This window comes from Halostagnicola larsenii XH-48 (genome assembly GCF_000517625.1).
Lineage (GTDB): Archaea > Halobacteriota > Halobacteria > Halobacteriales > Natrialbaceae > Halostagnicola > Halostagnicola larsenii.
The window spans coordinates 1,978,186-1,992,115 of sequence record NZ_CP007055.1 but is presented as its reverse complement, the minus strand read 5'-3'; the positions used below and the strand labels follow the sequence as shown (position 1 = coordinate 1,992,115).

Genomic DNA, 13,930 nt, shown 5'->3' with positions numbered 1-13,930 from the left:
TTATTCCTCGTCGGATTCGTCGGCGTCGGCTTCAGCTTTCGCAACCGCACGCTCGGTGAGAACTGGCTCTCCACCAGCGTCTTCGAGTTTTTCACGGGCGGCCTCAGTAAAGGCATCGGCCGTGATCGTGAGCGTGTTTCGGACCTGTCCGGTGCCGAGGACCTTTACGACGTCGGCCTCGTGACCGTCTTCGACGACGTCACGGGCGTCGATCTCGTAGCCGTCGCCCGACTCTTCGGCGAGGTCGTCGGCGACGTAGAGCGCGACATCTTCGTCGAGCTTCTGAACGTCGACTTCGACGACGTCCTCGCGGATCCCCTGCGGTCGTTTGAAGCCGTGTTTGTGCTTCGGTTCGTAGTTGTGGAACTCGTGTTTTGAGCGCCCGGCGCGGCCGCGTCCGCCACGGTGACCGGCTCCGCGACGATTCTTGTGGGAGCCACCACTGTGCGTTCGCGAGCCACGTTGGCGTCGTTTTTTACTCGTCATGGTTATCGCATCGATTCTAGGAGGTCGTTAATCTCCGGGGTTGTATGTTTTCCGAGTTGGCCACCTTCGACGGCGGCGTGTTTGACGCCGTCGTGACCGCCCCGCGGTGGGTGCAGTCGAAGCGTCGGCGAGAGACCTTCGTCGCGAAGCGTCGTCTCTTCTGCCAGCAACGCCTCGGCCAGCTCGCTGAACTCGCTGTACTCCGTGTTCGCCTCGAGCCACTCCTCGTCGACGTCGGACTGTCGGCCCTCGAGGGGCTCCGCTCGCTTCTCGAGTAGCGTTTCGAGGACGTCCTGATCCGGCTCACCGTGGGCGACGAAGTCGTTGACCTTCGTGATCATCCCACGGTAGGCGTCGGTATCCGGAATCAGCGTCGCGTGATTGACGCTGTGGATGTTGAGCATCGAGAGCGTATCGTCGACATCGGTATTCCGGTTTACTTCGCCACGAATCTGCACGACGGCTTTCATCCGTCGATCACCTCGGGTTGGCGCGCTTGCGAGGCGTTCTCGAGCGCGTTGTAGGTTGCTTTCGCGAGGTTCACCGTCGTTCGGGTGTTGCCGTGGCTTTTCGTCCAGGCGTTTTCGATTCCCGCAAGCTCGAGGACGGCGTTGACCGTATCACTCGCCGCAAGTCCCAGGCCTTCCGGCGCGGGGATGAGCTCGACCTCGACGGAACCAGCTTTGCCGGTCGTCTGGTGAGTCAGCGAGTGTGGTCGGTCCGAACGGTCCTCCCAGGATCCCGAACCGCGCGGGACCTTGATCATGTTGAGCTTTGCAATACCGATCGCTTTCTGGATGGCAGAGCCGACCTGATCGTCTCGTCCCTCGGCGTAGCCGATGAAACCGTCGCGGTTGCCGACGACACAGACACAGCGGAACTTCACCCGGCGTCCGGAGTCGGTCATCCGCTGGACCATGTTGATGTCCAGTACCTCGTCGTCCAGTCCGGGGAGGAGCTGATCGACGATTTCGGGTTCCTTTAGCGGAAGTCCCGTGTTGAGGGCGTCTTCCATCGTCTCGATTTCGCCCTCCTGGACCTTGCGGCCGAGACGGGTGACCGGCTGCCAGCCGTCGTTGTAGTCGTTTCCACTCATTCTAGGATCGCCTCTCGTACGTCATCGAAGTGTTCGGGTAGTTCGGTCGCATCGAACTCGCCGCTGTAGAGCGGTTCGTCCAGGCTCTCAGCGTACTCGGCGATGTGCTCGCCGCGAGTTCGCTCCCAGTCTGCGAGCACACTATCGTTGTGAGGAATCTCGAGACCGGCGTCGATTGCACCCTCCTGAACGGCGAACGCCTTGTTTCCGGGCGTTGCCGTATTTAGACCGATATCGAGAACCGCCTCCTCGATATCTGATTCGACGGCCCGTTTGCCGGCCAGCAGGCCGGTCAGATACGCCGCCGGAATGTTTCCTGTGGGTGCTTCCCAGCCGTACTCCGCTAAATCACTCGAGTGTGCGCTCGCGACCGTTTCGTCGCCTTGCGGGCCGGGGGAGATCAGCTGCGCCGTAGTGTGCTTGTTGCTCTTGCGAGCAACGAGGCGGGGCTTGCCCGATTTCAGCAGGCGCAACCTCTGGTGGTAGTCCGTCCGGACCTCGCGGCGACGACGCATCGGAACTTTGTATCGTGGTCCTGTCGCCATTATTGGTCACCGTAGTTGTCGTCGATGTAGTTCAACAGGTACCGAACGCTTCGGAACTCGCCACCGCCTGCTTTCTTGTAGAGCTGGCGGTACTGCGTCGGCGTCAGTTCGCCTTTATCGCGGAGTTCACGGAGCTTTCGGCGCTGTGCGCGAATCTGTTTCGTCCACTGTTCTTTCTCGTTCTGGCGTGCACCTTTCTTGCCGCGGCGCTTGCCCGGGCCGTTCTGGTGGCCGTATGCGCGTTTTTTGTTACGCTCGCGCGCTCGCCCACGGGAGTTCCCGCTGGCGTCCTCGGCCTGAATAATGCCCTGATCGACGAGGTCGCGGATTTCCTCGCGCGTGATCGCCTCGGCGATATCGGACTGGGCGTCGGGATCGAGCCAGATGCGGTTCTTGCCGACGTCGAGAACGTCGGATGCAAGTCGTTTCTGTGCGGAAAGATCAGTCATTGTTCGTCCTCCACTTCGACTTCCACGTAGGTTGGGTTCAGCACGCGAACGCCATCGTCTTCGGCGAGTTCCTCGATCCGCTCGCGTTTGCGAGCGCCGACCGAGGAGGCGATTCGAACCGCCTGCGTATCGCCGTCGACACCCTCGAGGTCGTCTGCGTTCTCGACGTAGACCTCCTCGAAGCCGCTCGGGTGTTTGCCTCGAACGGCCTTCGGCGTGCGATATCCTGCCTGCACTTTCGGACCTTTCCCTTTGATACCCTTGCGCTGCTTCGAGAGCTGGCCGCGTGGCCGCCGCCAGGATTCGGGGGTCCGCTTTTTCATGTGGTAGTCCTGCCGGTTGAACTGCGGTTTACCTTCGCCGCTGCGCTGGCTCAGAAGCCGCTGTTCGTTCTCGGAGAGGTCCGGCGTCTTCTCGACGAGACCGCGCGGTTGCAGTTCCGTCTCGACGTCTTCGTCGACGTCTTCCTCGGCGTCTTCGTCTTCGATCTCTGCTTCGGTTTCCTCGGTAACCTCGAGATCGCCGACGTCCGCTTTGATACGGGCGGCGAGCGCGTTGCCGATGCCGTCGATCTCGGCGAGATCGTCCTGGGACGCCTCTTTGACGTCCTGAACGGATTCGAATCCGGCGTCGCGAAGCGCGTCGGCCTTGCTCGAACCGACGCCGCTGATACTCTCGAGATCCTCCGGCTCGTCACCGTTCGGTTCCGAGGGAGCCTGTTCGTCAGTATCGGCTTCTTGTTCGTCTTCTGCCATTTATCAGGCACCTCCGGCTGCCGGCTTTTCGGTGATGTAGACCCCGTCCTGGAAGACGCGGGTGTCCTTTCCTTTGACCTTCGTCAGCTGTTCGATATCTGCTGCGGTCTGTCCAACGTCCTCTTTGTTGGGACCGACGAGGGTGAGTTCCTCACCGTCGACGGAGACGTCGGTGTCACCGTGGATAGTCGTTCGTCGCTCTGCCTTTTCGCCAAGGAAGTTCTCGATGACGACCTCGCTGCCTTCCGCGCGGACCTGCATCGGGAAGTGAGAGTAGAAGACTTCCATCTTGTACTCCCAGCCCGCGGTCACGCCGTGGAAGGCGTTCTCGATGTGGCTTTCGAAGGTGCCAACGGTCGCGTTCGTTTTCGCGTCCTCGTTTTCACTTTCGATGACCACGGTGTCGTCTTCGACTTCGACGGTAACGTCGGGATACCAGAGACGCCGCGTGATGGTGCCTTCCGGACCCTCGACCGTCACGTCGAGATGATCGACCTCGGCGGTTACTTCGTCGGGAATTTCCAGTTCAACTCGCATTGTTAGTAGACGTATGCGATCACCTGCCCTCCAATCCCCTTCTCGCGTGCCTCGTAGTGGCTCATAATGCCACTGCTCGTCGTGACGACGAGCGTCCCGAAGTCTCGAGCCGGGAGGAATCGCTTCTCCCATTTCTCGAATTCATCGGCACCGACGGCGTAGCGGGGTTTGACGGGCCCACATTCGTTGATCGCTCCTTTCAGTTCGACTTCGAACGTTCCGGCTTTTCCGTCATCGACGAGATCGAATCCGTCGATGTACCCGCGGTCATAAAAGACCTCGAGTACGCTGCCGATTTCGTTCGAGGCGGGCTGTACCTCGTGACTCAGGTGCCCGACGTCTTCTGCGTTGTCGAGCCCCGAAAGCGCGTTGCTGAGGGGGTTATTCCCTGTCATCTGTACTTCTTGAATCCCATGTCGCGGGCGATTTCGCGGAAACACTGCCGACACAGGTTGATGTCGTACTTGCCGACGAGTCCCTGCTTTCGGCCGCAGCGCTGGCAGGCCTCCATCTGGCCCGTACGCTTTTCGGCGTGTTCGCCCGTTCGTTCGTTTTCACTTTCACTCATCTGTGGACTCCTCCACGTCGACGTCGAAACTGGACTCGAGGTACGCGATCGCATCCTCGGGGGTCAGTCGGTGTCGCGATGGAATCTGCTGGGTCGCTTTGTCACGTTTCGAGACGCGGTATCCCGGTCGGACCAGGTTGACGGTCACGTCCAGCCCGTAAATACCGATGCTCGGATCGTATTCCTGGCTCGGGAAGTCGGTGTGTTCTTCGACACCGAAGCTGAAGTTCCCCGTATCGTCGAACTGGTTCGCCGAGAGGTCGGCGAGAGTCAGAGCCGTCTCGAGGAATTCAGCTGCGTCGTCGTCACGAAGGGTGACCTTCGTGCCGATCGGTTCGCCCTCGCGGATGCCGAACTCCGGTTCGGTCCGTTTGGCCTGGGTTCGAACGCTCTGTTGTCCGGTGACCTCCTCGATGATGTCTTCGGCTTTCCCGAGGTCGCGGCCACCGCGGCCGACGCCCATGTGGACGACGACTTTTTCGACGCGCGGTTCGCGCATCTCGTGGAACTCAGCCTCGCTCGCTTCGCTCATTCGTCATCACCTGCAAATTTCTCGTCGATGACGAAGACGTACTCTTCGACGGTCTCGAACAGTTCGTCGTCGGTCTCGACGGTCACGATGTTGGAGCCGCTTCCTTTCGTGACTTCGATGTTCTCGATCGTTCCGATCTTGCCGGCGTGATTGCCGCGAACGGCCGTCACGAGTTCGCCCTCTTCGTAGGGGAAGTGAGCGACGATCGATTTGTCGTCGTTGTCGATGACGACCGAGTCCTTCGCGCTGTACTCGTCGTCGACGATGATGTTCGTCCCGTCGTGAAGCGTCAACTGGGTGTCGCCACCGGCGACTTGCTGCTTGCCGTCGATTTTTCCGAGGCGGCTATCGGCCGCGTCGGCGTCGATCGGGGTCAGCGCGAGTCGACCGCCCTCGTCGGGGAAGATTCGGTAGTATTCCTCGAGGTCGGGGAACGCGATGATGTCGAACATCCCAATTGGGCGCTGTTCGTCGTTGATCGCGTCGCCGTTGACGAGGATCGAGTCCTCCGAGAGCGCGTAGCGCGCTTCTTTCTTGGAGTCGACGTAGCCGAGAACGTCCCGCAGGAGAACGACGAGCGGAACGCCTGCTTCACCGTGCGGGCCGGCGCCGGCCTTGACGGTGAACGTCTCGGTCTTGCGCTCGACGGGCCAGGATTTCGGTACCGAGAGTCGTTTCTGATGGTTGCTCATGCAGTCTCACCTTCCAGGCGTGCCTCGCGTCGGTCGTCCTCGAGGTCGAGATCCGTGATTCGAACGTTCGAGGGCTCGAGCGGTCGCGGCACTTCTTCGCCGTCTGCCGTCTCGATCGTCACGTCCTCGACGTGGATCACCTGCTCGGTGAGGTCGACCGTCAGCACTTCACCCTCTTCGCCGGCGTGATCGCCGCGCATGACTTCGACCGTGTCGCCCGCGTTGACGCGGGTGCGACGCGTGTCGTACTCGTCGCGAAGATCGTCCGAAAGGGTGGCGTGAATCTGCTTCTGTCGCTGGTGAAGCGGGGCACGCGCCGTTTCGTTTCGCTGTTTGTGTGGTTGTTTACTCATTGTCTATACGATCATCGTTGCCGTGCTGGCGATTGCTCCGAAGCGCTCTGCGACTTCGCGGGCGATCGGGCCCTTGATTTCCGTGCCGCGGGGCTCTTCGTTCTCGTCGATGATGACTGCCGCGTTGTCCTCGAACTTCAGCCGCGTGCCGTCGGGCCGGCGGATCGACTTCCGCTGGCGAACGACGACGGCCTCGAGGACCTGTCGGCGCATCTCGGGGGTACCCTTGGTGACCGAGACGGTCACTTTGTCACCGATTCCCGCCTTCGGTTGGCGGCTCTTGGTGCCGTGGTAGCCCGAGACGCTGATGATCTTGAGTTCCCGCGCGCCGGTGTTGTCGGCACACGTGACCAGCGACCCCTTCTTGAGTCCCTGGGTGACGTCGGCTTTCATCGCCTCCATCACTGATCACCGTCGGTTTCGTCTTCGTCTGCGTCCGCGGAGACGTCCTCTGCGGAGAGTTCCCGTTCAGGTTCGCTCTGACGGGTTAGCTCTGCGAGGTCCTCGGCGGTCGCTTCTTCGGTTACTTCGACGACCACGTGCGATTTCGTCTTCGACAGTGGTCGGGTCTCTGCGATCTTGACCGTGTCACCGACCGAGAGCGGCTCGAGCACGCCCGGCACGTGTGCCGGGATGCGCGAGCGACGTTTCATCTGACGGTCGTACTTCGGAACCGTCACGTCGTACTCTCGCTCGACGACTACGGACTTGTCCATGTCCGTCGAGACGACCGTTCCCTCGAGGATCTGCCCTCGAACGGAAAGCTCGCCGTAGAACGGACACTTCTCGTAGTCGTACTCCTCCGGGTTTTCTGGTTCCGGAGGCGTTGTTACGTCTAATCCTATTGCCATGGTGAATCACCTGACGTTTCTGTTCGTCGGGCGGGTCGTGAGAGCAGCCGCGATCCATCGACCGTAACGTAGGCCACGTCCTCGCCAGCGGCGTGCCGGTCGGCACGACAGCCGTCGGAATTAGCGCCGGCTCGGTCCTCGTCGGTCGACGAGGGTTGAGTGTTGGCCAGTTTGGACGCAGTCCCCGAGGACTTCTCGTCCTCGGCGGCTTCATCTGTGATCGCGAACTCGAATACCGTGCCCGATTTCGGCACCATCACCACTCGAGACGCTCCGTCCTCGCGCTCGACGGTCGAACCGTCTCGCCATCGTTCCGCTTCCGGCGGAACGCAAACCTCGATCGAGAGCGTCTTCGTCGTCTCGACGACGACGCGTCCCTCGAGTCCTTCCCGTCCCTCGTCGTCACTTTCGACGACGCGGACCGGAAGGCCGTTGAGTTCGTGTCGGGGGAGTGTCTCTGGTGTGAGTGCCATTTCTCTATTGCTTATTCGGCGTCTGCTTCGTCGGCGGTTTCACCGCCTTCGCTTCGAGACGCCTCGCCCTCGAAGTCGCCTTCTTCTTGTTGGATCGTTTTGATCCGCGCGATGGTGCGACCCAGTTCGCCGATGCGACCCGGGTTCTCCGGTGCACCACCGGCCGCGAGGACGGACTTCTGGTTGAGAAGCTCGGTCTCGAGCTCCTCGAGTTCGGCTTCTCTCTCTGCAGCCGTCATGTCGCGAATTTCTGCAACGTGGAGAATCGCCATCAGGAATCATCCTCCTCGGCGTCCTCGTCGTCCGCTGCTTCCATCTCGTCTAAGAGCTCCTCGGCTTCAGCTTCGACGTCTTCCTCGAGTTCGTCGAGATCTTCCTCGATGTCCTCGGCGGAGTCGTCGTCGGCCGCGGCTTCTTCAGACTCGACTTCTTCTTCGATGACCTCCTCGACGACCTCTTCGTCGAGGTCAGCCTCGTCCGCGTCGGCTTCGGTGTCCGCCTCTGCGTCGGCAGCACCCTCCTCGTCAGCCTCCGCGGCTTCGTCTGCTTCCGGTTCGGCCTCGAGCAGTTCTTCGACGCCTTCGTTCGCTTCGACGGCGTCGGGGACGACCTCTTCGGGATCCATATCGTCGTGGATCTGGAAGTCGTCGGGAAGTTCGGCTCCCGGCGGGATGATCTTGACATCAACGCCGATGGTTCCGAGCTTCATGACCGCGACGCCCTGGCCGTGGTCGACGACCTCTTCAGCGGGTTCGCCGTTGTGCTTGATGTAGCCGCGGTTGAACTTCTCGACGCGCGAGCGTGCGCCCGTCACCTTTCCGGAGAGGACGATCTCGGCACCGAGTGCGCCGGCATCCATGATTCGGTCGATCGTCGTGTGACCGGCCTTTCGGAAGTACCAACCGCGCTCGAGGGCGTTCGAGAGTCGGTCGGCGACGATTCGGGCGTTCAGATCGGGTTCTTCGACCTCTTGTACGTCGATCTGGGGGTCCTCGAGGTTGAACCGCTCCTCGAGTGCCGTCGTCACTTTCCGAATGTTCTCGCCGCCTTTGCCGATGACCATTCCCGGCTTCTCCGCTTTGAGAACGATCTGCGTTCCCATCGGCGTCTTGGCGACGTCCATACCACCGTAGCCCGCACGACCGAGTTCCTCTTCGAAGAACTCGTCGATCTGCGATCGCTGCAGGCCGTTTTCGATGAATTGATGTTCGTCCGACATTCAGTTGTCACCTCCCTCGTCAGCGGTGTCGACCTCTTCGACGACGATTTCGACGTCGACCTGCGGCGTATTCCACGCCGAGGCACGTCCCATCGCTCGTGGCTTTCGGCCGACGGATTCGCCGACCTTGTGGGCGGCGACGTGGGCGATTTCCATCGATTGGCCATCGAATCCCTGATGATCCGCGTTCGAGGACACGTTCTCTAAGAGATCGAGAAACGCCTCGCTGACTTTCTCCGGATAGCGGCCGGCATCCCAGCCGTCGATGTCCGATCGGTGTCCGACGCCGCTGTTGTGCGAGCGGAACGGGACCGATTGCTTCTCGTCGATGACGTCCTGGAGGTACGCCTGTGCGTCCCCAACGGTTCGACCTTTGAGTTCGCGTGCGACCTCCTTGCTGTGCTTGTGGCTCATGTGACGCTCCCGAAGCATCGCTTTCGCGGTGGCGTCGGGATCTGCGTCGACTGAGTAGTTGATTCCCATGCGTTGATCACTTCAGTGGGACGAACTTCGACGAACGAGTCGCACCGATACCGGCCTGTCCGTGTTCGACGGACGTCCGGGTCAACTGGAACTCGCCGAGATAGTGACCGATCATCTCGGGTTCGACTTGTACGCGCTCGAAGGACTGGCCGTTGTACACGGCAAACGTCAGTCCGACGAACTCCGGGAGAATCGGCATGTTCCGGAGGTGCGTACGGATCGGTGTGTTCGCTGTCGTCTCCTCGTCTTTCTCGCGGGCTTTCTCGAGCAGTTTCTCCTGTTCGACCGAAAGACCGCGTTCGATACTTCGCCGCTTGCGAGCGGGGAGCAGTTCCACGACGTCCTCGAGTTCCATCTCCTGCAGTTCCTCGAGCGTGTGACCGCGGTAGGTGAACTCACCTTCACGGCCGGTTCGGTAATCAGAACTCATTTGTCACCACCTCGGCCGGTACGGCGCGAGGAAATGTCGCCCACCTTCCGCCCTGGCGGTGCGTCGCGCGAGACGGACTTGGGCTTGCCGGGGTGCTGTCGGCCACCGCCACCGAACGGGTGGTCGATGGCGTTCATCGCAACACCGCGGACGCGGGGCCACTTCGTGCCCCGGGCTTTCATCTTGTGATACTTGTTTCCTGCCTTGACGAACGGCTTTTCCGTTCGACCGCCACCGGCGACGACGCCGATGGTCGCACGACACTGCGGGTCGAGGCGCTTGACCTCGCCGCTTGGAAGTTGCACGACCGCTGCGTCGCGGTCGTGGGTGATCAGGTCCGCGTTGACGCCAGACGAACGGGCGAACTTGCCGCCGTCGCCCTGATTCGCCTCGACGTTACAGATCGGAACTCCCTCGGGGATCTCCGCCAGCGGGAGCGTGTTCCCGGGCTTGATCTCCGCGGAGATGCCGACCTGGATCTCGTCGCCGACCGTAACTCCCTCCGGTGCGAGGATGAGCCGCTGGTCGCCGTCTTCGAACTCGACGGCGACGACCGGAGCCGACCGGGCGGGATCGTGTTCGATGTCGACGATCGTGCCGCGAACGACATCGCTGTCCTCCGGCTTCTTGTGCTCGAGCTTTGCCTTGTACCGGTGTGACGGGGCGCGGAACGTCGGCGTCCCGCGTCCGCGTCGTTGTCCGAGAATTCGTCGTCCCATTCTCAGAACACCCCGATTCGCGAGGCGACTTCCTGCGCGTCGTCGTCCTCGGAGAGTTTGACGGTTGCTTTCTTGGTTCCGTTCATCGTTACCTGTGTGTTGACGTCGGTGACACCGACGTCGAAGCGCTCTTCGACGACGTCCGCGATCTGCGGTTTGGTGGCGTCGACGTTGACGACGAACTGGAGCTTGTTCTCGAAGTCCATGTCGTTCATCGCCTTCTCGGTGACGAGAGGATAGTCGATGATCGATTTCATCGCTCGGCCACCTCCTCGAGTGCGCTTTCGGTCCAGATCGTCAGCCGACCCGGCTGGGTACCCGGCGCGAGATCCTCCGCATTGACTTCGGCGGCGGTCGCGACGTCGGCACCGGCGAGGTTGCGAGCGGCCCGCGACGGACCGGTTTCGCTCGAGGTGACGAAGAGGATCGATTTCGGCGTGTTGTACTTGCGGCCACGGGTTGTCCCGCGTCCGGATCGTACGTTTCGACCCTCGTCGGCGCGCTCGATGTCGGCATCGACACCGACTTCCTCGAGGAAGGAGACGACCTCCTTCGTCTTGACGAGGTCTTCGAACTCGTCGCTGACGACCAGCGGGAGTTCGGTGTCGTCGTCGAACTGGTGGCCGCGGTCGGCGACGAGTTCGGAATCGGTCGTCGCAGCGATGGCGCTGCGGACGGCCAGTTTCTTTTCTTTCGTGTTGATCGATTCAGTCTGGTCCTTCTCGGCTTTCGGCGGGTGTGCCTTTCGTCCCGAGACAGCCTGTGGAACGCGCCGAGCGCGTCCGTTCTCTCGCGGAACGTGGGCCATACCGCGGCCGCTACCGAACGATTCCGCAGGCGTTCGCATGCCCGCGAATTCGTCGGCGCCGTAGTCCTGTTTTCGGTTGGCCTGTGACGTGCGGACGGCACGGGCGATCAAGTCCGGGCGGAACTGCGTGTCGAAGACCGCCGGGAGCTCGATTTCCCCTGCGTCTGCACCGTCCAGGTCTCGTACTGTTGCCTGCATGGGTTATCCCTGGTTTGATGCGGTGGAGACGTACCGAACCTCGGGATCGAGGCGCGGCTGGTCTCCGGGTCGGATCGCCGGGCGGAAGCGTACGAGACGCTTGTTCGGCCCGGGGAGCGAGCCCTTGATCAGCGCGTGCGGCCCGTCGACTTCGCCGTAGTTGACGAAGCCGCCGTCGACCGTCGCGTCTGCGCCGTCGCCGATGTCGACGAGGCGTTTGTTCAGTTCGGTGCGCTGGTGGTAGCCCGTCTGTCCCTGCTGTGGAACCGTCGAGCGAACGCGGCTCGGATTCCACGGACCGAGGTTACCGATGCGGCGGCGCCATCCCTGACGGGCGTGTTTGCCCTTTCGCTTCTGGACGCCCCAGCGTTTGACCGGACCCTGCGTTCCTTTCCCTTTCGTGACGCCGCTTGCGTCGACGTACTCGCCGGCACGGAAGACGTCGTTCAGGACGTGCTCGCCGCCGTCGGCGACCACATCGAGTGCGAAGTCGACGCGTTCCTCGACGGAACCGCCGCCGACGCGCGTCTCCATGACGTCCGGCTTCTTCTTCGGGACCGACTGCACGGAACCGGGTACTGTGTGGGTGATGACGCGAACGTCGTCGACGCGGCCTTGTTCGAGCAGGTCGCGAAGATCGGCCTCGGCGGCCTCGACGTCGTAGTCATCTCCGGGAAGGTCCAGGACGCGATCGAGATCGTCGTCGAACTCGTCGGTCCAGACCTCGGTTATCGGCTTGATACCATACGGTGTGTCTTCGTACGCACGCAGAGCGACGGCGCGCATCGGCGGCGTCTCCACGATGGTAACGGGAACGGTCGTCTCCATTCCCTCGGTCGTCGAGTTAGCGGCGTCGTCGACCATTACCACGTGGGTCATGCCGGCCTTGTAGCCCGCGAAGCCCTGGAGCGTTGGCTGTCCATCGTCGTCCGGCCACGAGTTGAATCGTGGGACCTCGCTGGTCGCACGCTGTCGTGGACCGAACCCGAGTGAGCCTTTGCGTGGTGCGTTTGGTTGTGGCATTCTATCACGCTCTCAATGTGAGGGAAGCGAGCGTGGCGAACAGCGCTTCTTCCGTTCGTACCACGTCGCTTCCCTGGTTCGGAACCGTATTGAGCCAGAGGTCGAACCCCGGATCGCCGTTGGGTTCGACGTCTGCGTCGTCCGCGGCATCGAGTCGCGCGACGCCGTCTTTCTGTACGGCGTCGGCATCGATGCCGAGGATTGCCGGCAGCCCTCTCTCGGGCGCACCGAACGCGACGGTGAGACCGTCCCGCTCGAGTCGTCCGGCCAGCGTCTCGAGTTTCCCCACGGTGAGCGGTTCACCGAACCGGGAAGCTGCGATTCGGACGCCGGCGTCCTCACGGCTGAGAGCCGCCGAAAGGTCCGTTTGCTCGATCGATAGCCCCTGTGTGGGCTTGTCGACGATTTTCGCACGGACCGGTCGTCGCGAAGAGATCCTGACTGTCACGCGCTCTCCCTCCGCGAGTGCCATCTCCGATGGCACGTTGAGAGAGATCGGGTGTTGCAGTCCGCAATTGACCCGGACGCGTTGATCAGGTCCGACCTCGGTCACGATTCCTTGTCTTTTCGACCCCGAATCGTCGGATTCGGAGCCGGTCTGTGACGTGGCACGGAGCGGTGGTAAGACGCCCACGTACTCCAGTTCGTCCCGCTTGCCCCAGATCTCCTTTCGGAGATGCGGAGGCGTCGTGGCGTACCGCAGTACGGTGTGTACGAACCCGCCGCCTAATTTCCCCGTTTCGCCGTCCCGATCTGGGTAGACGATCAGGCGATCCGCCCGATAAATCGTCGCCGCGCGGGCGACGTAACCGAGTTTGCGAGTCGCCTCGCGTTTGTCCTCGGCTTCTCGAGCGAGTGACGACGGTACGAGTACGCTTGTGGTCATACCGTGACGCTTCGGCGCCTCGTCACTAGACTGTAGCGATATTTCCTGACGGGATCGTAAAAGGGTAGCGGAATCGTTTCCGGCTGTCAACCTCTCTCAGTCTCGAATTCGTGCGTATCAGCCACACGCACACTTCCGTCACCTAACGTGTTCTATTTCCCCCGTATCTCGACCGATCGAGCGCATTTTGGGGGCGTACCGCTCGAGACCGCGAAATCGACGCCCTCGTGTGATTGTCTCTCGAGAGCAAGTCGATTCGCAACCCTTATACATCCCTCCCGATGTATTCAGAAGTGTAGCAGGGCGTTGGTAGTGTAGTGGTATCACGTGACCTTGCCATGGTCACAACCTGGGTTCAAATCCCAGCCAACGCATTTCTCTCGCGAACAACTACGTGAGGAGAGATTTCTATCTGGATTTGAATTATACTGAGGTTCTGCGAGTTTTACGACCAGGTTCTCAGGAGTAGTTCAAATCCCAGCCAACGCATTTCTCTCGCGAACAAATTCGTGAGCGCTGTAGCCGCCTTGCGTTACGTGAGACGAGTTATGACACCGACCGACGCGTGCCAAACAGGTACACGAAGTAAATGAGAGCCAGTGGAATAAAGGTCAGTCCGCCAATCACACCACCGCCAACGACTGATTCGAGTAACGTCCCACCAGAAAGTGCCCTTCCTGCGATGCCGACGAACACGAGTACCACGAATAGAACGCGGAGGATCTGCAACTCCGTTTGCGTGAGCGAGAACGTCCCCATATAGAACTAGTAAATAACGGATAGAATAAACGTTCTGGAGAGTTCACACCGAGTACCCTCTGACTCGC

25 protein-coding genes and 1 tRNA gene are annotated in these 13,930 nt (G+C 61.3%); 1 reads left to right on the top strand and 25 read right to left on the bottom strand.

What is annotated here, in order from left to right; all coding sequences use genetic code 11:
- The 24 genes from HALLA_RS10150 to HALLA_RS10035 are packed head-to-tail and all read right to left on the bottom strand — an operon-like array spanning position 1 to position 13,103.
- The gene (locus HALLA_RS10150) at positions 1-486 is read right to left on the bottom strand and encodes an uL15m family ribosomal protein (protein ID WP_049953245.1); all 486 of its coding nucleotides are present in this window, start codon (positions 484-486) and stop codon (positions 1-3) included.
- Between the two features lie 2 nt (positions 487-488).
- Positions 489-956 (bottom strand): 50S ribosomal protein L30, encoded by a 468-nt coding sequence (locus HALLA_RS10145; protein ID WP_049953244.1) that lies wholly within the window; start codon positions 954-956, stop codon positions 489-491.
- A complete protein-coding gene (locus tag HALLA_RS10140; RefSeq protein ID WP_049953243.1) occupies positions 953-1,582 on the bottom strand; it encodes a 30S ribosomal protein S5 in 630 nt (209 codons plus the stop codon). The genes HALLA_RS10145 and HALLA_RS10140 overlap by 4 nt, the downstream gene beginning before the upstream one ends.
- Positions 1,579-2,127 (bottom strand): 50S ribosomal protein L18, encoded by a 549-nt coding sequence (locus HALLA_RS10135; protein ID WP_049953242.1) that lies wholly within the window; start codon positions 2,125-2,127, stop codon positions 1,579-1,581. The genes HALLA_RS10140 and HALLA_RS10135 overlap by 4 nt, the downstream gene beginning before the upstream one ends.
- Positions 2,127-2,576 carry a 50S ribosomal protein L19e gene (locus HALLA_RS10130; RefSeq protein ID WP_049953241.1) on the bottom strand — a complete coding sequence of 150 codons (450 nt, stop codon included), beginning with the start codon at positions 2,574-2,576 and terminating at the stop codon, positions 2,127-2,129. The genes HALLA_RS10135 and HALLA_RS10130 overlap by 1 nt, the downstream gene beginning before the upstream one ends.
- The gene (locus HALLA_RS10125; RefSeq protein WP_049953240.1) at positions 2,573-3,331 is read right to left on the bottom strand and encodes a 50S ribosomal protein L32e; all 759 of its coding nucleotides are present in this window, start codon (positions 3,329-3,331) and stop codon (positions 2,573-2,575) included. Before HALLA_RS10125 ends, HALLA_RS10130 begins: the two co-directional genes overlap by 4 nt.
- Positions 3,332-3,334: 3 nt before the next feature.
- Positions 3,335-3,868, bottom strand: coding sequence for a 50S ribosomal protein L6 (locus HALLA_RS10120; RefSeq protein ID WP_049953239.1), 534 nt, complete (start codon positions 3,866-3,868; stop codon positions 3,335-3,337).
- A gap of 2 nt (positions 3,869-3,870) precedes the next feature.
- A complete protein-coding gene (locus HALLA_RS10115) occupies positions 3,871-4,263 on the bottom strand; it encodes a 30S ribosomal protein S8 (protein WP_049953238.1) in 393 nt (130 codons plus the stop codon).
- Entirely contained in the window at positions 4,260-4,436 is a 177-nt protein-coding gene (locus tag HALLA_RS10110; protein ID WP_049953237.1) for a 30S ribosomal protein S14, read from the bottom strand. The genes HALLA_RS10115 and HALLA_RS10110 overlap by 4 nt, the downstream gene beginning before the upstream one ends.
- Positions 4,429-4,968, bottom strand: a complete 540-nt coding sequence (locus HALLA_RS10105) for a 50S ribosomal protein L5 (protein ID WP_049953236.1) — start codon at positions 4,966-4,968, stop codon at positions 4,429-4,431. The genes HALLA_RS10110 and HALLA_RS10105 overlap by 8 nt, the downstream gene beginning before the upstream one ends.
- Positions 4,965-5,660, bottom strand: a complete 696-nt coding sequence (locus HALLA_RS10100) for a 30S ribosomal protein S4e (protein WP_049953235.1) — start codon at positions 5,658-5,660, stop codon at positions 4,965-4,967. The genes HALLA_RS10105 and HALLA_RS10100 overlap by 4 nt, the downstream gene beginning before the upstream one ends.
- Positions 5,657-6,013 carry a 50S ribosomal protein L24 gene (rplX, locus tag HALLA_RS10095; protein WP_049953234.1) on the bottom strand — a complete coding sequence of 119 codons (357 nt, stop codon included), beginning with the start codon at positions 6,011-6,013 and terminating at the stop codon, positions 5,657-5,659. The genes HALLA_RS10100 and rplX overlap by 4 nt, the downstream gene beginning before the upstream one ends.
- 3 nt (positions 6,014-6,016) lie before the next feature.
- The gene (locus tag HALLA_RS10090) at positions 6,017-6,415 is read right to left on the bottom strand and encodes a 50S ribosomal protein L14 (RefSeq protein ID WP_049953233.1); all 399 of its coding nucleotides are present in this window, start codon (positions 6,413-6,415) and stop codon (positions 6,017-6,019) included.
- Complete coding sequence (locus HALLA_RS10085) at positions 6,415-6,864, bottom strand: 30S ribosomal protein S17 (RefSeq protein ID WP_049953232.1); 450 nt, start codon at positions 6,862-6,864, stop codon at positions 6,415-6,417. Before HALLA_RS10085 ends, HALLA_RS10090 begins: the two co-directional genes overlap by 1 nt.
- On the bottom strand, positions 6,855-7,337 hold the full coding sequence (locus HALLA_RS10080; RefSeq protein ID WP_049953231.1) for a ribonuclease P protein component 1: 483 nt from the start codon (positions 7,335-7,337) through the stop codon (positions 6,855-6,857). The genes HALLA_RS10085 and HALLA_RS10080 overlap by 10 nt, the downstream gene beginning before the upstream one ends.
- Before the next feature lie 11 nt (positions 7,338-7,348).
- Positions 7,349-7,609 carry a 50S ribosomal protein L29 gene (gene rpmC, locus HALLA_RS10075; RefSeq protein WP_049953230.1) on the bottom strand — a complete coding sequence of 87 codons (261 nt, stop codon included), beginning with the start codon at positions 7,607-7,609 and terminating at the stop codon, positions 7,349-7,351.
- Positions 7,609-8,556: a 30S ribosomal protein S3 gene (locus HALLA_RS10070; protein WP_049953229.1), complete on the bottom strand. Its 948-nt coding sequence runs from the start codon at positions 8,554-8,556 to the stop codon at positions 7,609-7,611. Before HALLA_RS10070 ends, rpmC begins: the two co-directional genes overlap by 1 nt.
- Complete coding sequence (locus HALLA_RS10065) at positions 8,557-9,039, bottom strand: 50S ribosomal protein L22 (RefSeq protein ID WP_049953228.1); 483 nt, start codon at positions 9,037-9,039, stop codon at positions 8,557-8,559.
- Between the two features lie 7 nt (positions 9,040-9,046).
- On the bottom strand, positions 9,047-9,469 hold the full coding sequence (locus HALLA_RS10060; protein ID WP_049953227.1) for a 30S ribosomal protein S19: 423 nt from the start codon (positions 9,467-9,469) through the stop codon (positions 9,047-9,049).
- Positions 9,466-10,188: a 50S ribosomal protein L2 gene (locus HALLA_RS10055; RefSeq protein WP_049953226.1), complete on the bottom strand. Its 723-nt coding sequence runs from the start codon at positions 10,186-10,188 to the stop codon at positions 9,466-9,468. Before HALLA_RS10055 ends, HALLA_RS10060 begins: the two co-directional genes overlap by 4 nt.
- Positions 10,189-10,190: 2 nt before the next feature.
- Positions 10,191-10,445, bottom strand: coding sequence for a 50S ribosomal protein L23 (locus tag HALLA_RS10050; protein WP_049953225.1), 255 nt, complete (start codon positions 10,443-10,445; stop codon positions 10,191-10,193).
- Positions 10,442-11,194 carry a 50S ribosomal protein L4 gene (gene rpl4p / locus HALLA_RS10045; protein WP_049953224.1) on the bottom strand — a complete coding sequence of 251 codons (753 nt, stop codon included), beginning with the start codon at positions 11,192-11,194 and terminating at the stop codon, positions 10,442-10,444. Before rpl4p ends, HALLA_RS10050 begins: the two co-directional genes overlap by 4 nt.
- A gap of 3 nt (positions 11,195-11,197) precedes the next feature.
- Positions 11,198-12,217 (bottom strand): 50S ribosomal protein L3, encoded by a 1,020-nt coding sequence (locus HALLA_RS10040; RefSeq protein WP_049953223.1) that lies wholly within the window; start codon positions 12,215-12,217, stop codon positions 11,198-11,200.
- 4 nt (positions 12,218-12,221) lie between these two features.
- Entirely contained in the window at positions 12,222-13,103 is an 882-nt protein-coding gene (locus HALLA_RS10035; protein ID WP_049953222.1) for a putative RNA uridine N3 methyltransferase, read from the bottom strand.
- Positions 13,104-13,406: 303 nt separating this feature from the next.
- Here HALLA_RS10035 and HALLA_RS10030 point away from each other — a divergent pair.
- A tRNA-Gly gene (locus HALLA_RS10030) sits at positions 13,407-13,477 on the top strand.
- 172 nt (positions 13,478-13,649) lie between these two features.
- Here the strand turns inward: HALLA_RS10030 and HALLA_RS10025 are convergent.
- The gene (locus tag HALLA_RS10025) at positions 13,650-13,862 is read right to left on the bottom strand and encodes a hypothetical protein (RefSeq protein ID WP_049953221.1); all 213 of its coding nucleotides are present in this window, start codon (positions 13,860-13,862) and stop codon (positions 13,650-13,652) included.
- Positions 13,863-13,930: the final 68 nt, after the last annotated feature.